At 55.6% G+C, this 22,199-nt stretch carries 20 protein-coding genes; 10 read left to right on the top strand and 10 right to left on the bottom strand.

Going from position 1 to position 22,199, the window contains the following annotated elements:
* The 5 genes from mptB to ACXIUA_RS07455 all read left to right on the top strand — a co-directional run.
* The coding region (gene mptB, locus ACXIUA_RS07435) for a polyprenol phosphomannose-dependent alpha 1,6 mannosyltransferase MptB (protein WP_457976490.1) at positions 1-1,323 on the top strand (1,323 nt) is incomplete at its 5' end.
* Positions 1,324-1,329: 6 nt separating this feature from the next.
* Complete coding sequence (locus tag ACXIUA_RS07440) at positions 1,330-2,262, top strand: ABC transporter ATP-binding protein (protein WP_457976491.1); 933 nt, start codon at positions 1,330-1,332, stop codon at positions 2,260-2,262.
* Positions 2,263-2,264: 2 nt separating this feature from the next.
* On the top strand, positions 2,265-3,026 hold the full coding sequence (locus tag ACXIUA_RS07445) for an ABC transporter permease (protein WP_457976492.1): 762 nt from the start codon (positions 2,265-2,267) through the stop codon (positions 3,024-3,026).
* 70 nt (positions 3,027-3,096) lie between these two features.
* A complete protein-coding gene (locus tag ACXIUA_RS07450; RefSeq protein WP_256000202.1) occupies positions 3,097-4,044 on the top strand; it encodes a COX15/CtaA family protein in 948 nt (315 codons plus the stop codon).
* Between the two features lie 28 nt (positions 4,045-4,072).
* On the top strand, positions 4,073-4,924 hold the full coding sequence (locus tag ACXIUA_RS07455) for an MDR/zinc-dependent alcohol dehydrogenase-like family protein (RefSeq protein WP_256000203.1): 852 nt from the start codon (positions 4,073-4,075) through the stop codon (positions 4,922-4,924).
* Here ACXIUA_RS07455 and ACXIUA_RS07460 read toward each other — a convergent pair.
* The gene (locus tag ACXIUA_RS07460; protein WP_457976493.1) at positions 4,921-5,835 is read right to left on the bottom strand and encodes a heme o synthase; all 915 of its coding nucleotides are present in this window, start codon (positions 5,833-5,835) and stop codon (positions 4,921-4,923) included. The genes ACXIUA_RS07455 and ACXIUA_RS07460 overlap by 4 nt on opposite strands.
* A 305-nt stretch (positions 5,836-6,140) precedes the next feature.
* On the opposite strand from ACXIUA_RS07460, the gene tkt reads away from it, so the two are divergent.
* The 5 genes from tkt to pgl all read left to right on the top strand — a co-directional run bounded on the left by tkt (position 6,141) and on the right by pgl (position 12,650).
* Positions 6,141-8,243: a transketolase gene (tkt, locus tag ACXIUA_RS07465; protein ID WP_083329547.1), complete on the top strand. Its 2,103-nt coding sequence runs from the start codon at positions 6,141-6,143 to the stop codon at positions 8,241-8,243.
* A 69-nt stretch (positions 8,244-8,312) separates the two neighbouring features.
* Positions 8,313-9,398 carry a transaldolase gene (gene tal / locus ACXIUA_RS07470; RefSeq protein WP_070362429.1) on the top strand — a complete coding sequence of 362 codons (1,086 nt, stop codon included), beginning with the start codon at positions 8,313-8,315 and terminating at the stop codon, positions 9,396-9,398.
* 12 nt (positions 9,399-9,410) lie between these two features.
* Complete coding sequence (gene zwf / locus ACXIUA_RS07475; RefSeq protein ID WP_070362428.1) at positions 9,411-10,949, top strand: glucose-6-phosphate dehydrogenase; 1,539 nt, start codon at positions 9,411-9,413, stop codon at positions 10,947-10,949.
* Between the two features lie 32 nt (positions 10,950-10,981).
* Positions 10,982-11,896, top strand: coding sequence for a glucose-6-phosphate dehydrogenase assembly protein OpcA (locus ACXIUA_RS07480; RefSeq protein WP_070362427.1), 915 nt, complete (start codon positions 10,982-10,984; stop codon positions 11,894-11,896).
* A 25-nt stretch (positions 11,897-11,921) separates the two neighbouring features.
* A complete protein-coding gene (gene pgl / locus ACXIUA_RS07485) occupies positions 11,922-12,650 on the top strand; it encodes a 6-phosphogluconolactonase (RefSeq protein ID WP_457976494.1) in 729 nt (242 codons plus the stop codon).
* 79 nt (positions 12,651-12,729) lie between these two features.
* Here the strand turns inward: pgl and secG are convergent, their stop codons facing one another.
* The 9 genes from secG to ACXIUA_RS07530 form a co-directional block, all read right to left on the bottom strand.
* Positions 12,730-12,966 carry a preprotein translocase subunit SecG gene (gene secG, locus ACXIUA_RS07490; RefSeq protein WP_070362425.1) on the bottom strand — a complete coding sequence of 79 codons (237 nt, stop codon included), beginning with the start codon at positions 12,964-12,966 and terminating at the stop codon, positions 12,730-12,732.
* Between the two features lie 113 nt (positions 12,967-13,079).
* Complete coding sequence (tpiA, locus tag ACXIUA_RS07495) at positions 13,080-13,862, bottom strand: triose-phosphate isomerase (RefSeq protein WP_070976872.1); 783 nt, start codon at positions 13,860-13,862, stop codon at positions 13,080-13,082.
* Between the two features lie 24 nt (positions 13,863-13,886).
* The gene (locus ACXIUA_RS07500) at positions 13,887-15,104 is read right to left on the bottom strand and encodes a phosphoglycerate kinase (RefSeq protein WP_070362423.1); all 1,218 of its coding nucleotides are present in this window, start codon (positions 15,102-15,104) and stop codon (positions 13,887-13,889) included.
* A 105-nt stretch (positions 15,105-15,209) separates the two neighbouring features.
* Positions 15,210-16,223, bottom strand: a complete 1,014-nt coding sequence (gene gap, locus ACXIUA_RS07505; RefSeq protein ID WP_070362422.1) for a type I glyceraldehyde-3-phosphate dehydrogenase — start codon at positions 16,221-16,223, stop codon at positions 15,210-15,212.
* Between the two features lie 381 nt (positions 16,224-16,604).
* Positions 16,605-17,579 carry a DNA-binding protein WhiA gene (gene whiA, locus ACXIUA_RS07510; protein ID WP_457976495.1) on the bottom strand — a complete coding sequence of 325 codons (975 nt, stop codon included), beginning with the start codon at positions 17,577-17,579 and terminating at the stop codon, positions 16,605-16,607.
* 47 nt (positions 17,580-17,626) lie between these two features.
* Positions 17,627-18,595: a gluconeogenesis factor YvcK family protein gene (locus ACXIUA_RS07515; RefSeq protein ID WP_070976866.1), complete on the bottom strand. Its 969-nt coding sequence runs from the start codon at positions 18,593-18,595 to the stop codon at positions 17,627-17,629.
* A 37-nt stretch (positions 18,596-18,632) separates the two neighbouring features.
* Complete coding sequence (rapZ, locus tag ACXIUA_RS07520) at positions 18,633-19,523, bottom strand: RNase adapter RapZ (RefSeq protein WP_070477070.1); 891 nt, start codon at positions 19,521-19,523, stop codon at positions 18,633-18,635.
* A gap of 13 nt (positions 19,524-19,536) precedes the next feature.
* Positions 19,537-21,612, bottom strand: a complete 2,076-nt coding sequence (gene uvrC / locus ACXIUA_RS07525; protein ID WP_256008153.1) for an excinuclease ABC subunit UvrC — start codon at positions 21,610-21,612, stop codon at positions 19,537-19,539.
* A gap of 15 nt (positions 21,613-21,627) precedes the next feature.
* Positions 21,628-22,161, bottom strand: coding sequence for a PH domain-containing protein (locus ACXIUA_RS07530; protein ID WP_252930861.1), 534 nt, complete (start codon positions 22,159-22,161; stop codon positions 21,628-21,630).
* Between the last annotated feature and the right edge of the window lie 38 nt (positions 22,162-22,199).

Here is a 22,199-nt window from a genome sequence, read left to right on the forward strand (position 1 = left end):
TTGGTCTCCGCTTGGTTGTGTATGGGCCCCTTCGTTGGCGTAAGTGGCCAGAGGCCCCGCGTTTCGACGCCGCTTCTCATGCGAACATTCGTTGCATGGGTTGCTCCTCTGTTGATTACCGCTCCCCTCTTTACTCAAGACATCTATTCATACTTAGCTAATGGTGCAATTGTCCGGTTTGGTCTTGACCCGTACTCCGCTGGACCAGTCGAGCTTCTCGGGCCAGAACACCATCTAGCGCGCTCGGTCCCGTTTATTTGGGCGCATTCTCCAAGCCCCTACGGGCCTGTCGCGTTAGGTATTGCAGCGGCAATTTCTCGTATTACTGCCGACTCTATTGTGCTCGGGGTGATTGCGCACCGCGTCGTATCACTCGTCGGAGTGCTCGCCGCAGCATGGGGAATCCGAAAGATTGCCGGCCGCTGTGGCGTACCAGAGACTGCCGCACTGTGGCTCGGGGTTCTCAATCCGCTAACGATTCTGCATCTCATTGGTGGCATCCATAATGAAGCGATCATGCTCGGATTGGTGTTAGTCGGGTTTGAGCTAGGACTTCGCGGGGCCGACAGGTTGAGGACCATCAGTTCAGCGCAAGCGTGGGGTTACCTGGCTCTCTCCGCGATCACCATTACCTGCGGAGGACTAGTCAAAGTGACAGGCTTTCTCGGTCTCGGTTTTATAGGCATGGCAATCGCTCGTGTGCTTGGGCAACGCCAGCGCATAGCTACAGCCCTTAGCATCGCGGTGCTTTTTCAGACATTGATGCTCATTGTCACTACTGCCACCGTTTCACTTATAACAAGCATTGGGCTCGGATGGGTCACTGGTCAAGGCGGAGCAGCGTCGATTCGTAGCTGGCTCTCGATCTCAACAGACGTGGGCGTAATCAGCGGCTTTCTAGGAATGCTCCTAGGTCTCGGCGACCACATTGACGCAGTTCTCATTGTCACCCGCGGGATTGGAGTGGCCATCGCGGTGGCGTTTCTGGTTCGCCTACTGTGGGCTACGTTGCGGGGAGCCATTCACCCTGCAGGTGGACTTGGCGTCGCAACGCTCGTGCTTGTTATATTCTTCCCAGTCGTACACCCTTGGTACCCTCTGTGGGCTATTTATCCCCTTGCTGCATGGGCAAATAGGTTCTTTTTCCGCGCCGGAGTGGCTGTGTACTCTGCTGTGTTTAGTTTTCTGGTGCTACCGCGTGGTCTCGGCCTGCAAGCAAAGACAGTTTTCACTATTTACGGTGTCTCAGCCTGTTGTTTTGTCGTATTTGTTGGGCTCAGTTTCCTGTTGTATCGGCGCTTTGGTGCCGGCAGGCTACACTAGCTATCCATGAACGCGCCTGTTCTTTCAGTTGACAATGTGAAGAAAACTTTTGGGGACGTTACTGCTGTAGATGGAGCATCGTTTGCCGCAAAAGAAGGAACCGTGCTGGCCTTGCTCGGTCCGAATGGAGCCGGCAAGACAACGACCATCGAGATGTGTGAAGGATTCACCCGGCCAACCTCAGGGACAATCACGGTACTAGGCGAAAACCCTGCAACCCACCCTCAGCGTGTGCGAGACCGAATTGGGATCATGCTGCAGGGTGGCGGATCATATTCGGGCGTCAAAGTCAGAGAAATGCTGAAGCTTTCGGCTTCATACAACGCGAACCCTCACGACCCTGAGTGGCTCATGGCCCTCCTAGGGCTCGAGGGAGTCGCCAATACCACGTATCGACGCCTCTCCGGAGGGCAAAAGCAACGCTTGTCCCTGGCGCTTGCACTTATAGGTCGTCCGGAGCTGGTTTTTCTTGATGAGCCAACCGCTGGCATGGACGCACAGTCCCGCAACGCTGTGTGGGATATTGTTTCTGCGCTAAAACGTGACGGAACCACGATCGTCCTAACTACTCACCTGATGGACGAGGCGGAGTCGCTCGCCGATGACATCGTGATTATGGATCATGGAAAGGTAGTCGCCGCGGGTACACCGGCGGACCTGACCAGCGGATCATTTGAGCAGCAAATCACGTTCGGTACGGCAAAACCACTCGACCTCGAGAAGCTGAAGCAGCACGTGGCTTTGTGTCAGATCGATACAGCTGTGACCCAAGTTCGCCCAATGCGCTACGTAGTCAACGGTTCGGTTTCTCCTGAACTCGTCGCCTGTATTACCGAAGAAGCACTTCGCCAATCCGTGCTGATTCGGGATATGCAAGTAAGCCACATGGCGTTGGAAGAAGTGTTTTTGAACATCACCGGTAAGGAATTAAGGAGCTAGCGGTGCACATCAAGGAAGGAACCTTTACGCCCGCCCCGCAACGGTCTTCGAAGTTTGCGATGGCCAGCGCTCAGGGACTCATCGAAAGCAAGCTGATGCTCCGTCACGGCGAACAGTTGGTGCTCAGCATCTTCATCCCGGCAGCGTTGCTCATCGCATCAGTATATTTGCCTGTTTTTGGGGATGACTACAGCCTCGACACCCTGGTGCCGATGGTGTTTGCCGTCGCGGCGACCAGCTCTGGATTTACGGGCCAGGCGATTTCGCTCGCCTTTGACCGCCGATACGGTGCGCTGAAGCGGACCGGTGCTTCCGGAGTCCCACCGTGGACGATCATCGTCGGAAAAATCCTTGGCGTGGTCGCGATGGTCTGCGTCCAGATTGCGGTGCTAGGAGCCGTTGCATGTTTCCTTGGCTGGCGCCCCTCAGTCGTTGGCGCGGTGCTTGGTGCCTGCGTCTTGTTCCTGGGGGTTGCGTGCTTTACTTCCTTGGGCTTGCTCATGGGCGGCTCGCTAAGTTCCGAGATGGTCCTTGCCATTTCGAATTTAATGTGGGTGATCATGATGGGAATCGTGGGTTGGGTCGTCTATTCTGGCGACCTTAGCCACGCTGGTTGGTGGAACCTAGTACCCACGGTTTCGCTGGCAGCTGGTATTTCTGATGCACTCGCGCTGACTGCGAATGGTCCTGCGTTGCTTAGCTTGCTAGCGTGGCTCATCGTCGGCGTTGGCTCAAGCGTTCGCTTCTTCCGTTTCGATGATTAAGGCCATGCGCTCATCGACTAAGATTCGAGCCTGAATAGTCGAACGTGTTTTATACGTCCAAGGAAAGTGCATGACTTTACAACAGACCGGTGCGCCGATGACGCATCAGGATAAAAAGCAAGCCCCCAGTCTGAAGTTGCAACGAACTCTAGCCATGATTCTCTTGCTCTGCCAAGGCGGGATCACCGTAACAGGGTCGTTGGTGCGAGTGACCGGTTCGGGGCTTGGTTGCAATACGTGGCCACTTTGCCATGAAGGTTCGCTTGTCCCCGTCGCTGGTGCCGCACCTTGGATTCACCAAGCCATTGAGTTTGGAAACCGCCTGCTTGCTTTCGTGGTCGCGGCTGCCGCGATCGCCGTGCTTTGGGCTGTCTACCGCGCATCCCGCGGTCGAGATGCCCAATTCTTGGCATGGTTCTCCCTCGCCGGCGTCGTTGTCCAGGCGATTATCGGCGGTATTTCTGTTCGCCTTGATTTGCAGTGGTGGGCGGTCGCCGTGCACTTCTTGCCTTCGATGGTGCTTGTGTGGGTCGCAGCATTGCTGTACATGCGTTTGGCGGAAGACGAGTCCACGGTTGCTCAAGACCGCTACCCCGGGCACATCCGAGTGATCGCCGTGATCGCTGCCGTTGCGTTGAGCTGTGTACTTGTGACAGGAACGATGGTGACAGGGTCCGGCCCGCACTCGGGTGACGCAAGCGTCGGTATGGAAGGTCGGCTTGCGATTGACACAGCGTTGTTGGCATATATTCACGCAGGGTGTATGTACGCGTATCTACTTCTTACAGTGATCACATTTTTCCTGCTACGTAGAGCGAAGGCCCCGCATGCAGCGCAGAAAACTTCCTGGATTCTTCTTGGACTCATCGTGGTCCAGTGGGCAGTAGGTCTAAGCCAGTACTACATGGGCGTGCCGCGTTGGACGGTTCCGATCCATATTGGGCTGTCTTCTCTAGTTGTAGCGTTCACGGCGTTCTTGTACGCGCACGCTGTGCGTCGTGAGTTGCTGTATCGCTAGACGCGAACACCATGTAGCCTGAGAAAGTATGAAAGCGATTGAGTTCGACGCGCAGCAGGTGCGTTGCATTGATATCGCTTCACCGTTCCCCAGCGATAGAGAACTTCTAATCGAAGTCCTCTACGCTGGGTTTTTTCTTCACGACGCCTCCTTCGGTAACCAAGGATGCGGTCGTGTCCTGAAAGACCCCCTCGACGAGGTTGCGCCAGGAACTGTGGTTGCGTGGAGCGATGCCACCGGCCCCATCGCCGAGCAGGTTGTCGTTGACCGAAGCCGGGTAGTCGCTGTATCGGACGTGATCGCCCCACACGTTGGTGCTTCAATGTTGCGGCCCGGAATGGCCGCAAGTTATTCGCTATTCGAAATTTTGAAGCTTGTGCAAGGTGAAGCTGTCGTCGTCACGAATGCAGGTTCCGCAATTGGGTTGTACATGATTGCAATCGCTCGAGAGAAGGACATCATCGTGTATGCCGTTTCGGAAAGCGAGGAAGGCCGAGTAGCAGCAGATGAGGCTGGAGCCACAGCCGTATTCAGTGGCCAGCCAGGTACTGCTGCACAGATCAAAGCGCTCAATGATGGGATCGGGGTGGATGCAGTTGTGCTGGCACGCTCTGACTTCAAAAATGGCTTTGCGCACGAAGTTGGGCGCAGCTCTGCGCGTACGTGTTGCTATGAGGACTTAGCGTCGATACGAATGGATGCCAACGGCTTCCGTAAGCATGCACAGACCGTTACCAGAGTGCTCGAAGAAACACGATGGGAACCGCCAGTTCACGTGTGTGAATCGATAGATGACGCCAGCTCGCTACTGGGTTCCGAAACTTCGGAGGTTTGTGGCAATGACCTTGGAGCCATCAAGCTCCAAGAATCCACGAGCTAGAAGAAGGTAGCGAATAGTGGAGTCCAACCGAGCACCGCATCAACGGAAAGCCCCAAGAACAACGCCGCAAGATAGTTGTTCGAGAGAATAAACAGCTTGAGCGGTTTCACCTTCTCCCCGCGCTTTACCCCAGCATGCAGCTGTGTGGCAACGGCGAGGAACAATGCACCCGAAATCAGCGCGGTTGTAAGATAGATCCACGAGGTGGCAGGAACCAGGAGCAGGGACACCCCGACGGTCCACCATGAGTAAATGAGAATCTGACGGGTTGTCTCCGCCGGGGAAGCTACCACCGGCAGCATCGGGACATTAGCGCGGGCGTAATCCGCTCGATACTTCATTGCCAGCGCCCAAGTGTGCGGTGGCGTCCAGAAGAAGATGATCATGAACATCACGATCGCCTGCCACCACGCATCCTTGGAGCCGTCGGTGACATTATCTCTAATTGCCGCCCAACCGACCATCACGGGCATGCAACCTGCTGCGCCGCCCCAGATGACGTTCTGCCAAGTTCGCCTCTTCAGCCACTTTGTATACACGTAGATATAGAAGAAGTTGGTCAGAATGATAAAGAACGCCGCGAGCCACGACTTACACAGGAATCCAAGCCAAAGCACACTCGCGACGAGAAGCGCCCAAGCAAATACGGCGGCTTTCTGTTTGGTGACCTTTGCCCGGACAAGTGGTCGTGCACGCGTTCGCCCCATTTTCTGGTCAATGTCGTAGTCGGCGACCATGTTAAATGCATTTGCCGCACCGGCCCCCATCCAACCACCGAACAGCGTTGCAAGAATGAGCCACACGTGCACAGTGCCACGGTCTGCTTGCAACATTGCGGGGATAGCTGCCACTAGAAGAAGTTCAATGACCCTGGGCTTCGTAAGCGCGAAGTATGCCTTGATGGTCTCCAATACTTCTCCTCCACATCAAACTTCAACCGTTCGGCTAGAACTCTTACGCAACATTGGTTCGCGTTCAGGTGTCGAGCATTTCGGCTGATATGGTACCGCAACGCATTACACGATGATCTTTTCAGCCCTCTTATACTTTGACCCTCCCGGTGATGTTAGCCTCCGCTCACCAATTTGTCAGAATTAACGTGGCGGCTACACCCGCGAGTTTTCTTCGCACAACACCGTTGGGTGTCACCACCACAAAGCGAGTTTTACACTAGGCTGGGTCCTGTTCTGTTTCCATAGCATGAATCGAGGATTCTGTGACGCTTTCAGCTGAACTTCAAGCAAAAACTGTACGTAACTATCCCGAAGACTGGACCGACGTGGATACGCGGGCAGTTGATACGGCCCGAATCCTCGCGGCTGACGCCGTGGAAAACTGCGGCTCTGGGCACCCAGGCACCGCGATGTCGCTCGCCCCTCTTGCATATACGCTCTACCAGCGGGTGATGAATGTAGACCCCGCTGACCCACATTGGGCAGGGCGCGATCGCTTCGTATTGTCAAACGGCCACTCTTCCCTGACGCAGTATGTTCAGCTCTACCTGGGGGGCATGGGACTTGAGCTTAAAGACCTCCAGCAGCTTCGTACCTGGGGTGCTAAGACTCCCGGTCACCCTGAGTACAACCACACGGACCACGTAGAGATTACAACTGGCCCACTCGGCCAGGGGTTGGCATCAGCAGTTGGTATGGCGATGGCTTCGCGCCGGGAACGTGGCCTGTTTGACCCTGAGGCTCCGGCTGGCGAATCGCCGTTCGATCATTTCATCTACGTCGTGGCTGGAGACGGTTGCCTTCAAGAAGGTGTCACATCGGAGGCTTCATCTCTCGCAGGGACGCAGCAGCTCGGAAACCTGATTGTATTCTGGGATGACAACAGGATTTCGATCGAGGATGATACCCAGATCGCGTTCACTGAAGACGTTATGAAGCGCTACGAGGCCTACGGCTGGCAAACACTAACGGTTGAGTCCGGCGAGGACGTCGTCGCGATTGAGAAAGCGATCAAGGAAGCACAGTCCGACACCAATCGCCCAACGATCATTCAGGTAAAGACGGTCATCGGCTTCCCTGCTCCTACGCTGCAAAACACGGGTGCAGTACACGGCGCAGCTCTCGGTGCGAAAGAAATCGCAGCTGTCAAAAAGATTCTCGGCTTTGATCCGGAGATTCACTTCCCGGAGGAAGAGTCCGTTATCACCCATACTCGAAAGCTCCGGGACCGTGGTGCTGCGAAGCGTAAACAGTGGGACGAGACGTTTGCTGTTTGGGCTGAGGCCAACCCAGAGAAGAAGGCCCTGTTTGACCGATTGACGGCTCGAGAGCTCCCATCCAACTGGTCGCAGGACTTCCCAACTTGGGACGCTGACGAAAAGGGCCTTGCTACCCGTAAGGCTTCTGAAGCAGTAATCCAGGCTGCGGCTGCGGCCCTTCCAGAGCTTTGGGGTGGCTCCGCAGACCTTGCAGGCTCCAATAACACCCTTATCAAGGGGGCTGCATCGTTCGGGCCTCAGGCGATTTCTACCGATATGTTCAGCGCTGAGCCGTACGGTCGCAATTTGCACTTCGGCATCCGCGAACATGCCATGGGCGCGATCATGAACGGCATTGCACTGCACGGCAACACACGAGTTTACGGCGGTACGTTCCTGATCTTCTCCGAGTATCTCTACCCGGCAATTCGCGTCGCAGCACTTTCAGGTATCGACGGCTACTACGTCTTCACGCACGACTCGATCGGCCTGGGCGAAGACGGTCCGACCCACCAGCCGGTTGAAACGCTCACTGCGCTTCGAGCCATCCCGGATATGGCGGTGATCCGACCGGCCGACGCGAATGAAACGTCTGCTGCGTGGAAGTCTGCGCTGGAGGCTAAGCCGATGCCGAAGGCACTGGCGCTTTCCCGTCAGAACCTCCCTGTGCTTGAGGGCACAAAGGAAAAGGCATTCGAAGGTGTTGCTCGCGGTGCGTACGTACTCGTGGACTCCTCTACCCCGACGCCTGATTTGATTCTGATGGCTTCTGGCTCGGAAGTGCAGCTTGCTGTTGAGGCTGCGAAGTCCTTGGAAGCCGAAGGTATCGGAACTCGAGTTGTCTCGGTGCCTTGCATGGAGTGGTTTACGCAGCAATCGCCGGAGTACATTGAATCGGTACTTCCTGCAGAGGTTCGAGCAAGGGTCTCTGTCGAGGCCGGTCTGTCCATGCCATGGCATCGTTTTGTAGGCGACGCCGGTCAGTGTGTTTCCTTGGAGCACTTTGGTGCCTCCGCACCAGGTCCAGAGCTCTTCGAGCGGTTCGGCTTTACAGCAGACAACGTTGCAGCAGCCGGACGCGCGTCTGTAGCAGCGGTGCAACGATAGTTGAAGAGTTGTCCTGGTCAAGCCCTCCCCTAGCTTGGCCAGGCCCATTTTTTAGAAAGGAATCTGAGCATGAACACAGTTGAAAGGCTTCGGGAGCTCGGCACGTCCACTTGGCTGGATGATCTCTCTCGCCAGCGCATCGCCACTGGCAATCTAGAAGCAGTCAAACGTGAGAAGTCGGTCGTTGGCGTGACAACCAACCCTGCAATTTTTGCTTCAGCAATGTCGACTGGAAGCGCGTACGACGAGCAAATCCAACAGTTGAGAGCGTCAGGTGCCAGCCCTGACGAGGCGGTTTACGCGATGAGCATTGACGACGTCCGCGACGCGTGCGACATCTTCCAGGACATCTACGATGCGACCGACGGCCTTGATGGTCGCGTTTCCATCGAGGTCGACCCCCGCTATGCTCACGACGAAGCGAAGACGATCGCTCAAGCGAAAGAGCTGTGGGCACGCGTGGGTAAACCGAATGCAATGATCAAGATTCCAGCCACAGACGCCTCGTTGCCAGCAGTCACAGCAGCACTGGCAGCTGGTATTTCAGTGAATGTCACGCTGATCTTCTCTGTGGAGCGCTACCGCGAGGTCATTCGCGCGTACAAGGAAGGTATTCGGCAGGCTGCAGCCAACGGCCACGATGTCTCAACCATTCATTCTGTTGCCTCATTCTTCGTGTCTCGCATGGACACCGAAGTCGATGCTCGCCTTGAGCAAATTGCTACTTCTGAAGCACTTGCGTTGCGAGGCAAAGCAGGCGTGGCAAACGCTCAACTGGCATACCGCTTGTTCCTTGAGGAATTTTCTTCGTTGGATGACCTTCCAGCTGGTGCCAACGTTCAACGCCCGCTGTGGGCCTCGACTGGTGTAAAGAACCCTGAGTACCCTGCCACGTTGTATGTGTCTGAGCTGGCTGGCCCAAACACGGTCAACACCATGCCGGAATCAACTATCGACGCCACCCTGGCTAGCGACAGTCTTCACGGCGATACTTTGTCTGCCAGTGCTGACGACGCGCAGAAGACGTTTGACGCTATCACCGCTGCAGGGATCGACTTGTCTGATGTCGTGCGAGTCCTCGAGCAGGAGGGCGTCGATAAGTTTGTTGATGCGTGGCAAGAATTGCTAAATTCCATGTCGGAAAAGCTGCAATAAAAAGGAGTACATGTGAGTGACGAGAGCACGCATTGGGTGAACCCGCTTCGGTCCCCCGAGGATAAGCGGCTTCCCCGCATTGCGGGTCCGTCTGGGATGGTGATCTTCGGTGTAACTGGAGATCTAGCTCGGAAAAAGCTCCTGCCGGCAATTTACGACCTCGCGAACCGGGGTCTCCTCCCACCGGGCTTTGCTCTCGTCGGGTTTGGGCGTCGAAACTGGTCTAAACAAGATTTTGAGGACTATGTGCGTGAAGCCGTTGAAGCATCTTCCCGCACCGCGTTTAATACGAACGTTTGGGACCGGCTCGCAGAAGGTATGCAGTTCGTCTCGGGCTCGTTTAATGACGACGCCGCGTTCGACGCCCTAGCCAATACACTGCGCTCGACCGATGAAACACGGGGGACGAACGGAAACTGGGCCTTTTACCTTTCTGTGCCGCCCGAGCACTTTTCGAGCGTTGTCCACCAGCTGGACCGCAGTGGAATGGCACAGCCTCAAGACCACGGCTGGCGCCGAGTGATCATCGAGAAGCCATTCGGGCATGATCTGGAATCCGCCAAAGAGCTAAACCGAGTAGTGAATTCAGTGTTTCCGGAGCGATCCGTATTCCGAATCGATCACTATCTCGGCAAAGAAACCGTGCAGAACATTATGGCGCTGCGTTTCGCAAACCAGATGTTTGAACCAGTGTGGAATTCGCACTACATCGACCACGTACAAATCACGATGGCTGAAGATATTGGGCTCGGCGGCCGCGCAGGCTATTACGACGGTATTGGTGCAGCACGAGACGTCATCCAAAACCACCTGATTCAGCTGCTCGCCTTGATCGCTATGGAGGAGCCGACGTCGTTCTCCCCGGGGCGTCTTCGTGCGGAGAAACTCAAGGTCCTCCGCGCTACGACTCCCGTCGAGCCGTTCGATGAGACGACCGCACGCGGCCAATACGTAGCGGGCTGGCAAGGTTCTGAACGCGTAATCGGGCTCCGGGAGGAGTCCGGGTTTGACCCCAACTCTGCAACCGAAACCTATGCGGCCTGTACGTTAGAGATAAACTCGCGTCGCTGGGCAGGTGTTCCTTTCTACCTTCGCACTGGTAAGCGCCTCGGGCGTCGAGTGACTGAGATTGCCCTGGTCTTTAAGCGTCCTCCGTACCAGCCGTTCGAAGACGATCAGACAAAACTACTTACGAACAATGCAGTCGTTATCCGCGTGCAGCCGGACGAAGGCGTGCTGATGCGCTTTGGTTCCAAGGTGCCTGGAACTGCATTTGAAGTTAGGGATGTCAACATGGATTTCTCGTACGCGGAGGCATTTACGGAACAGTCTCCCGAAGCATACGAGCGGCTCATCCTCGATGCGCTACTCGACGAATCCAGCTTGTTTCCAACCAATGCGGAAGTCGAGCGGAGCTGGGAAATCCTCGATCCAATTCTCAACTACTGGGAGTCGCACGGACATCCAGATGAATACCGCGCGGGCACTTGGGGGCCCGCATCAGCAGACGCGATGCTGGCCAAGGACGGCCGCCAATGGCGTCGTCCATAATGTGTGCAAACAACGAACGTGAGGCTTAATCCTTGATTGTCACTCTTCCCGACACGACCACCCGCGATGTGTCCACAGCGCTCCTAGAGGCTCGTGAAAATTACTCGTTGGCGACTGGGCGCGTGCTCACACTCTTGGTCGCTGCACATGCCGAGGATGATGTCGATTCTATTCTGGAGACGGTCCGGAACGCGACCATGGAGCACCCGGCTCGAGTTCTCGTCTTGTTGCTCGACTGCCAGAGTGAGCAAACCTGGATGGATGCAGAGGTAATCGTCGCGGCGGACGCTGGCGCCTCTGAGATGGTTGTCATGACTCTCCACGGTGAACTTACCCAGCATCTTGACGCGGTGGTCACCCCGCTGTTGCTGCCCGATACCCCTATCGTTGCTTGGTGGCCCACAACTGTGCCAGATGTTCCTGCAGAAGCAGAGCTTGGTAATATCGCGCACCGCAGAATCACGAACGCGTGGCGCACTATGGGGGCAGAATGCATAGAGCAGCTGGCAAAGGCGTACGTCCCAGGTGATTCGGACATGATGTGGTCTAAAATCACGCCATGGCGCGGCGTTGTCGCCTCAGCTTTCGACCGCTATAAACAGCAACCACGCCGGATCTTGCTCAGCGGTATTACCGAGCATCCAAGCGTACAAATCGCAGCCTCTTGGCTCGATGCCTGCTTTGGCGTTGAGGTAACCGTGCAAAACGTAGCAGGCGCCGACGCCATTCCTGGCTCCCCAATCCAACACCTATCGCTGGACTGCGAACAAGGCTCTGTGCAGGTACAAATTGTTGATGAGCACACCGTGCGAGTTTCCGTACCGGGATACCCTGATGCGTTTGTTGCACTGAGTGCTCGCTCGGACGCAGAATGCCTCGCTGAGGAGCTACGCCACCTCGATCCTGACGCCATGTATGCTCGGGCATTGTTACATAACCTCCCTTAACTTCGCACCGAAAGAGGGTCGACGGATGTCCAACACAGTCAAGACCAAAACATTTGCAGACCTCGAACAGCTTATCGACGTCTCCACCTCCGCATTCCAAACGTTGATTTCAGAGATCCACAGCTCCCCTACCGGTGGTGTAAACGGCGACGGAACCGCACGTGTTGTGCTTACTGGCGGAACAGCCGGAATCCGGTTCCTTGCAGCCCTAGTTTCATCAGATATCGACTGGTCCAGGGTGAAGCTATTCTTTGGCGACGAGCGCAACGTAGCCGTCAGCCATCCTGATTCGAATGAAGGCCAGGCCCGGGCAGCGTTGCTCGATCATATAGATATCCCAGAAGGAAACATTTTCGGGTATGGGTTGGACGGAGGGACGATGGAGCCCGCTGTCACTCGTTATGAAGCGCACGTGAAAGTTGAGGCGCCTGAGGGGTTCGACCTCCATCTACTGGGAATGGGCGGTGAAGGCCACATTAATTCGCTATTCCCACATACGCCTGCTGTGAGAGAGGACGCCGCTCTGGTTGTTGCTGTGACGGATTCACCAAAACCACCTGCGGAACGTGTTTCGTTGACACTACCTGCTGTTCGGAAAGCACAAAAGGTCTGGCTTCTTGTTTCTGGTGCAGAGAAGGCAGAAGCTGCGTCCGCAGTTGCAAACCGGGCAGAGTATCTTGACTGGCCAGCGGCCGGTGCTGTCGGCAAGGAAGAAACGATCTTGTGGGTCACCGAGGACGCGGCACCACGTTAGATTCCCGCAGATTCGGATTTCTGACCAACGAAAAGGCCCGCCGGAAGCTTATTGCTCCAGGCGGGCCTTTTGCTAGCGGCTAAGCAGCAAAAGTCTGAATAAGATTCAGGCCCACGATGCATACAAGCCAGATGAGCGTAATGATAACCGTGTAACGGTCGAGGTTCTTCTCCACGATAGTGGAGCCGGACAGGTTAGCCTGCACGCCACCACCGAACAGGCTCGAAAGCCCGCCTCCCTTGCCTTTGTGAAGCAGCACGAACACTGTCATCAAGACCGCAGCGATTACGAGCACGATCTCAAGAGCCAACGTCATGGTGGTAAATCCTCACTATAAAACCTACATTGATGTAACTCGGACCAGACTACACGAAGTCACCGAAGGGTGTTATTCGACGCGCTCTGGTCCGAGCGACATATCTTGCAAATCTACTGTACTGCCTGGGCAGCCGCAGCAGCCAATTTCGCGAAATCCTGGCCGTCAAGAGACGCACCTCCGACAAGACCACCGTCAACATCAGGCTGAGCGATGATCTCACCGACAGTTTCCGTCTTTACGGATCCGCCGTACAAAATACGGATGCCATCAGCAACCGCATCACCGGCCAAGTCACGGATCAGGCCGCGAATAGCCTGGCACACTTCCTGCGCATCGGAGGCAGAGGCAACCTTGCCAGTGCCGATAGCCCATACCGGCTCATATGCAATGACGGTCTTCTCCAACTCCTCGTTGCTCAAACCGTCCAGGGATTTCTTCGTCTGCTCTACGACGTAGTCGACATGGGTGCCTTGTTCGCGAATGTCTAGCGGCTCACCGACACACACGATTGGGTTCATGCCGTGCTCAAGTGCCTTCTTTGCCTTGCGGGAAACTAGCTCATCGTCCTCACCGTGGTACTCACGGCGTTCTGAGTGGCCGACAACTACCCACGTGCAGCCAAGCTTCTCCAGCATTGTGGCCGAAACTTCACCAGTGTAGGCACCAGCATCGTGTGCTGACACGTCCTGTGCACCATACGTGATCTGCAGCTTGTCGCCTTCAACGAGAGTCTGGATAGAACGAAGGTCGGTAAACGGCACGGTCAATGCAACGTCCACGAACTCATAGCCGTCCTTCGGGAAGGCGAACGCCAGCTTCTGGGCCGAAGCGATTGCTTCGAGATGGTCGTGGTTCATCTTCCAGTTACCAGCAATCAGTGGTTTGCGAGACATATTCATACTCCTTTTCAACAACGACTACTGTCCAAGTACAGCAACGCCGGGCAGCTCTTTGCCCTCGATCAGCTCGAGCGATGCGCCACCGCCCGTAGAGATGTGGGAGAATCCAGCCTCATCGAGGCCCAGAATGCGAACAGATGCTGCGGAATCGCCGCCACCGACCACCGTGAAGGACCCGTTGTCCTTCGTAGCAGCGATCATTGCTTCAGCAACGGCTTTTGTGCCAGAGGCGAACGCTGGAAACTCGAAGACGCCCATTGGCCCGTTCCAGAACACGGTCTTCGAGCTCTTCAGCGCCTCACCATAACGCGCGGCAGTCTTCGGGCCAATGTCGAGAGACATCCAGCCTTCCGGAATAGCGTCGGCCGCGACGGTCTGCTTCTCTGCATCCTTTGCAAACTCAGACGCTGCGATCAGGTCCTCAGGCAATAGCAGCTTGTCGCCGAAACGGCCGATGAGGTCCTTGCAGGTCTCAATCATGTCTTCCTGCAACAAAGAGTTTTGAACGTTGTAGCCCTGTGCAGCCAGGAAGGTGTAGCACATGCCGCCACCGATAATTACCTTGTCGGCCTTCGCCGCAAGTGCCTCGATGACTCCCAACTTGTCGGAAACCTTCGAACCGCCAAGCACAACAACGTATGGATGATCTGGAGCATCCTTCACCTTGCTCAGAGTCTTGACTTCCTTCTCGACGAGGTAACCAGCGTAGGCAGGAAGCTTCTTAGCAACGTCGTAGACGGAGGTTTGAGCGCGGTGTACTACACCGAAACCGTCAGAAACAAACGCGCCGTTGTCCGCAGCTAGTGCTACAAGCTCAGCTGCGAACTCAGTGCGCTCAGCCTCGTCCTTCGAGGTCTCGCGTGGGTCAAAGCGTACATTCTCGAGAAGCAGAATCTCGCCACCGGTAAGCCCATTTGCCCGCTCATGTGCATCCTCACCAGAAACATCACCGGCGAGCGCTACGAACTGACCTAGGCGCTCACTTAGGGCTTCAGCCACTGGCTTCAAGGAGAACTTAGGGTTCACTTCCCCCTTTGGGCGGCCGAGGTGAGCCATGACAATGACTTTCGCGCCACCTTCCAAGAGCGCCTTCAAAGTTGGCAGTGATGCGTCGATACGACCAGCATCGGTAATATTGCCGTCCTCATCAAGCGGAACGTTGAAGTCAGAACGGACCAGGATGTGGCGATCTTCGACGCCTTCATCCAGAAGCTGTTGCAGCGTTTTCATTGTCATGGGACTCTCCTCAGTTGACTGTTGTTTGCAGTAGTTTTCTTTTCAAACAGTAGCGAAAGAAATGGCCCGAAGTGTGCGTACTGCACACCCGGGCCGTTCTAGGTCTTATGCCAAGTTATCCGCGACGTGCTTCGTCATGCGGACAAACTGAGAGGTGTAGGACCACTCGTTGTCGTACCAAGCAATCAGCTTGACCAGGTTGCCGTCGATGACGCGGGTCATCCCAGCATCGAAGATGGAACCATGGGTGTTGCCGATGATGTCGGAGGAAACGATTGGATCCTCGGTGTACTCAAGCGCCTTGCCAAACTCTGGGTCCTGAGCAGCCTTCTTGATTGCTGCGTTCACCTCATCAACGGTGACGTCCTTGCTCAGCTCGACGGTCAGGTCGGTTGCGGAACCGGTGATCGTTGGCACACGCATTGCGAAGCCATCCAGCTTGCCCTCAAGTGCAGGCAGAACCAGGGCAACTGCCTTAGCAGCACCCGTCGTCGTTGGGACGATGTTCTGAGCTGCTGCACGGGCACGACGCAGGTCCTTGTGAGGTGCGTCCTGAATGCGCTGGTCGCCAGTGTAAGCGTGAATGGTGGTCATCAGACCGGACTTGATGCCGAACTGCTCTTCCAGAATCTTCGCGACTGGTGCAAGGGAGTTCGTGGTGCAAGATGCAGCGGAGATAATCTGCTGATCATTGCTGTAGTCGGTGTGGTTGACGCCCCAGACGTAGGTGCCATCGACGTTCTTACCCGGTGCGGAGATGATGACCTTCTTAGCGCCAGCCTCGATGTGAGCCTTTGCGTCATTGCCATCGGTGAAGCGGCCGGTGCAATCAAGGACGATGTCGACGTTTGCGTCGCCCCATGCGAGCTTGGATGGGTCCTTCTCTTCGGTAACCTCGATGCGGTGACCATCAACGGTGATGGAGGACTCGTCGTACTCAACGTCGCGGCCGAGCTGGCCATACGCTGTGTCGTACTTGACAAGGTGGGCCAAAGTCTTGTTGTCGGTCAGGTCATTAATCTTCACGACCTCAAGGTCGCTCGAGTACTGATCCAGGATGATGCGGAATGCCGAGCGGCCGATACGACCAAAGCCATTAATGCCAATACGAATAGTCACAGTCTTTACTCCTCTATGTCGGAAATTGTTGAGACTTGCTGATGGGCCGGTACCAATCTCTTTCCGTTCTCGGTGAGCTCCTTGGTTCAGCCCGTTGCTCATCAGTTTAGCGAGAGATTTCAACATGTGCATGGCCACGATGCCGCAAGAGACGCCCTAAAGGTGCATCACCAAAGAGACGGCGAAACCGGGGGTATCGTCTCATAATTTCACCAAGCATGAATGTCTGTTTACCGCCAAAGCCACACCTAATGCGACTCAAACAACGACAAAGGTAATCTCTTTTACCCCCGCGGGGCGTATCTGGCGAAACTGCTTGTGCGCTATCCCCCGGAATTGTGATGTTGCACACAGGGCGGTCTGGGAGCGCCCCAGAACGCTCTATGTTGCCTTCGTGTCGTTACCGCGAGTGTTCGCTATACCGAGCTCAGCAGCCCGCTTGTCAGCAAGGGACAACAGCCGACGAATTCGCCCAGCGACCGCATCCTTCGTCATCTGTGGGTCAGCCAACCGGCCAAGTTCTTCAAGCGAGGCTTGCCGGTGCTCAACACGCAGGTATCCGGCTTCGGCGAGATGCTCAGGCACATCGTCGCCGAGGATCTCCATCGCACGTTCCACACGCTGAGCGGCTACCGTCGCAGCATGTACGCTTCTGCGGGTGTTGGCGTCGTCAAAAGTTGCCAACCGTTGACCGCCACGCATCTGCGCTTGCTTCTCCCGAAGTTTTGCGTCCCACTCCAGGCGAGCAAGAGGCGCACCCATTCGACTGAGAAGCACCCCTATCGTCTCCGCATCACGGACATGTACACGCTCAACACCGCGAGTCTCCCGCATTCTGATGTGGCACCCAAGACGACGCGCTAACCCCACTAGGGCAAGCCCAGCTTCCTCGCATGGGCACTCGACCTCTAAAGCGGCAGTTCGGCCCGGCTCTGTGAGCGCTCCCCTAGCGAGGAACGCACCCCGCCACGCGGCTTCAACTTCAGCAATTTCTCCCGAAACGATTTGCGGGGGCATACCTACCACGAGATGACCAGACTGCGTCCGAAGATTTAGACGCCGATACAGCGCTTCAACACCAGTATCTAGACGTACTTCGTATTTCGTTTCCTTTGTCGCCGAGCCAGGTGAAACCACGGCGAACTTTGGTGAGCTCATGAAAAGAGTTTCAAGAATCAGGATTAAGCGACGTGCCACCGCTTCTTCCGCGAAATCCGCAATCATAGTTACCCCGTGGATTGAGGCGTCAAGTTCTCCTGCAAACCGAACTAACGCGGATGCCTCGGCGGCCGCGGCAGACTTCGCTCCTATTGGAGTTCGAAGCAGCTCTTCTTTGGTTTTGGCGGTCAGCGACACCGAGTGATCCTTTCTACAAAAACATCGGTGGATTAGTGTAGCGCACGTTATGCGTGAAAATCACGAACGAGAGATAGCAGCTCATGTGCAAGCTTGCGTGGATCATGCCGGTTTGTGTTGCGGTACTGATCATCAACTTCATGAATATCTCGGAACAATACAGTTGCACCCACGCGATCCGCGGCTCGCCCGAGATGAACGCGTTCGCCCTCCGTCGGGCTAATTGAGTTATCAGCCAGGAACACATCAACATGCAGGTTCGGAGCGTGCTGCTCGAAGACATGAATATGGCGTTCCGTGCTAAATCCCGGTGTCTCTCCTGCCTCCGGAGAAAGATTCAGCACTACAACTACCAACGCGGACGTCTCATTCAACGCGCGGACAATGTCCGGAACGAGTAGATGCGGAATAACCGACGAAAACCACGATCCAGGCCCGATTGTCACCACTTCTGCGTCCATGATCGCCTGCACTGCTTCGTCGGTTGCGGGAGGATTGTGGGGCAAAAGGCGGACGCGTCGCACAGTTCCGGGTGTGGTGGCAACGGCAACTTGACCGCGAACAGAACGCAAAACACGGGGGTCGTCGTCTAACCCCGCGACATCGGCCTCAATGTCGAGAGGCATAGGACTCATAGGAACAACCCTGCCCTGTGCGCCTGTCCATGAGCCGATGACGTCCAACGCTTGCTGAATATCGCCGAGTTCCTCGCTTAGTCCGGCAAGGAGCAGATTGCCAACTGCGTGCCCTGCCATCGCTCCATTTCCGCCAAATCGGTGTTGTAATGTATCTCTCCACAGAGCGCCATCTTCGTCATCCGCGGTCAGGGCTGAGAGCGCCATCCGCAGGTCACCAGGCGGAATGATATCCATCTCACGGCGTAGCCGACCGGATGAGCCTCCGTCGTCAGCAACTGTTACCACGGCGTGGATGGCTCGAGCCTCAGCCGCCCGCGCCGCCAATAGTGTTTGGTATAAACCGTGCCCTCCCCCAAGGCAAGTAAATGCAGGTCCCATAATTTAATCAGTGCTTCTTTCCAACGATAAAGAGCAGCTAGTTGCGTTCCAAGTCACGGTGCAAGACGTTGACGTCCACGTCATCGGACTCCCGAAGCCTGCGTACAATCTCCTCCGAAATTGCGACTGACCGGTGGTGCCCGCCAGTACAGCCGATCCCAACAGTGATAAAGTCCTTACCTTCATGACGGTAGCCCTTGAGCATATCCTTCAGCATTGTCAAGAAGTTATCGACGAATGCCTTCGCTCCAGGCTGCGACAGAACATAGTCTGCGACTGGTGCATCGATACCTCGAAACTCCCGAAGCTCGGGGATCCAAAACGGATTTGGCAAAAACCGTACGTCCAACACTAAATCCGCATCACGAGGGGTCCCGTGTTTAAACCCAAACGACTCCACGGTGACGTGCTGTTTCGGTGCAGAGAGGTCGCCAACAGAGGCCTCAATCGACCGACGCAGGTCGTGAACTGAGAGGTGTGTCGTATCAATAATGAGATCTGCACGCTCCCGAACCGGGGCGATCTCCTTTCGCTCCCGTTCGATCCCCTCTTTCAGCGTGTCATTGCCCTGCAACGGGTGCGTACGTCGCACACTGTCGAATCGGCGGATAAGGACTTCATCGCGGGCGTCGAGAAATAAGATGAACGGAGATAGGCCTTTTGCCTCAATCGCCTCAATCGTCTCCATTAACGAGCCATTGAACATCCTGGCACGTACATCAGTGACTACAGCAAGATGGTCAACGGGGGAATCGTCCGCAGTTGACATCTCGACAAGATCGAGAATGAGCTGCGGAGGCAGATTCTGGGAAACGAAGTATCCCTTATCTTCAAAAACTTTCGCGGCAGTCGACAAACCACCACCAGAAAGCCCGGTGATTATCACAGGGCGACGAGATTCGGATGCAGGTAATAAAGGCGAAGTCATAGGCCCATACTAGCTAGGCTTCGATGTCCTTGTGTAGGTGCTCGTAAATCGTCTCTGCCAACTTCGGCCCGACCCCCGCTACCTCCTGCAATTGCTCAAGCGAAGCCTTGCGAATCTGTTTGACACTGCCGAAATGCTTCACCAGTTCTTTTCGCCGAGCAGGCCCCAGCCCCGGTACGTTGTCCAGTACTGATGCTCTCATCCGTTTCGAACGCTGCTGTCTGTGATAGGTGATCGCGAAGCGGTGAGCCTCGTCTCGTATCTGTTGCAGCAGGTACATACCCTCGCAGTTTCTGGGCAAAATGATTGGTTCATCGTCATCGGCAACCCAGATCTCTTCCAGTCGCTTTGCCAGCCCGATGAGCTGCACATCCACGATGCCAAGCTCATCGAATACTGCCTGTGCTGCGTTTACCTGTGGTTTTCCGCCGTCGACGATAAACAGTTGTGGTGGATAGGCAAATCGTTGATTGCCAGTGGAAGCAACCTCACTCGCCTCCTCCGCAAACATCATCTTGCTTACTTCTTCGTCGGGATTGGCGAGTTTGTCCTCGTGGTAGCGCTTAAACCTCCGTCGAGTGACCTCAGCTATCGATCCAACATCATCGGAGCGCCCATCGCCGGCTGCTTCTTTAATTTGGTATCGCCGGTAATCGTTCTTCTTCGGCAGACCATCTTCAAACACAACCAGCGACGCCACAACGTCTGTGCCCTGAATATGAGAAATGTCGGTGCACTCAATTCGTAACGGAGCTTCATCCATGCCAAGCGCCGACTGAATATCCTGCAATGCCTGTGAACGGGCAGTGAGATCGCCTACGCGTTTCAGCTTGTGCTGATGGAGTGCTTCAGCGGCATTGCGGTGGACTGTCTCCAGCAACGCTGCCTTGTCGCCACGTTGCGGCACGCGGATGTCAACCTGCGCACCTCGAAGCTGTGTCAATAGCGTAGAGACGTCGGCCAACTCTTCTGGAAGTTCCGCAACAAGGATTTCACGCGGCACCGGAATACTCGGCACCGCTTCGCGATGCGATTGCTTATCGACGCCCCTTCGTCGGAATTGCTCTGTAATTTGCAGGTCTTCTTTTCGCTCCTGGGCGTCACGCTCAACGGCATCTGAGTAGTACTGAACCAGAAAGTCCTGCATCAGTGTGGGAACTGCAGGGTCCTTTTCCCCCTCTTCTAACCGGTCCAAACTGCCGGGTTCGTCGCCGGTCTTCTCAACGACCCAGCCTCGCTGGGCACGAATGCGACCACCACGAACGTTAAAGATTTGCACAGCTGCTTCCAGCTCATCGCTGTCCATAGCAATGATGTCAGCATCCGTATCACTGCTGAGCACTACGGCTTGGCGCTCCATCACTTTGTCCAGTGCGCCAAGGTCATCGCGAAGACGCGCTGCCTTTTCAAACTCGAGTTGTTCTGCCGCAGTAGCCATTTGCTGCTTGAGGGATCTGACAACGTGCTCTGTTCGTCCGCCCATAAACGAGAGGAACCCGGCAACAATCTCGTCATATTCCTGTTGATCAACACGTTGTACGCACGGTGCCGAACACTTATCGATGTAGCCCAACAGGCATGGTCTCCCGAGCGACTCATGTCGATTAAACACACCGTTCGAACAGGTACGAATCGGAAACACTCTCGTCAATAGATCAAGCGTTTCGCGTACGGCCCACGCGTGCGAGAACGGCCCAAAGTAGCGGACACCTTTTCGTTTCGGCCCCCGGTAGAAGAATGCCCGGGGGTAGCGCTCTTTCACGCTCACAGCGAGCATGGGATACGTCTTGTCATCCCGGTACATGACGTTGAACCAGGGATCAAATTTCTTGATCCACGTGTACTCAAGCTGCAGCGCCTCGACTTCGCTCGCTACAACGGTCCACTCCACGGAGCTGGCGGTAAAAACCATCTGGCGCGTTCGCGGATGGAGCTGCGCCGGAGGCTGGAAATAGTTGCTGAGTCGAGCTCGCAGGTTCTTCGCCTTACCGACGTAGACGACGCGACCATGAGGGTCGCGAAACTTATAAACACCTGGGTCGGTGGGGATCGTCCCTGGAGCCGGACGGTAGGAAGTGGGATCAGCCAAGACGCTCCGCGCTCCCTATTCTGACGGCATGTACTTAGCTTCGAGCTCGCGGAACTCCGCAACTGCCTGCAACGCTAACTCTTTATCTGCAGCCTGAATCGCCCACAGCGGAACGTATTCAAAGTCCGGAAGCTCTAGCCGGGCCATTCGGGCGCCCTTTGGGAACGAAAGCCCGTAGATAACTAGCCAGGGATAAAATCGCGTCCCGATAATGTTGGCTACCTCGACGCCGTCCTCATTGACCTGGACGCACGGCCGCGTCAACACCAGCCAGGTCAGAATCGAGAGGATGATACCGACTCCAACGAAAGCAAACTTGTCGAGCCACGTAATTGTGAGGCCCGAAAATTCCACGTCAACGACAGCGGCCATGAAGATGTGCACGGCCATCAGCACAAGAATGCATACAGCTGCGACTTTCTTCAGAAATGGGGACCGAATCGTCAGCTCCCACGGCTTAGTCGAGATCGAAGCATGTGGGTCTAGTGCGTTGAGGTATGCAAGCTCCGCTTCATCAATCTTGCGTGCAACCGACTGTTCTTCGCTCACTACTCTTTACTCCTCGCTGCCGTAGCACACGCTACGTT

This window comes from Corynebacterium sp. UMB8791 (assembly GCF_054166365.1).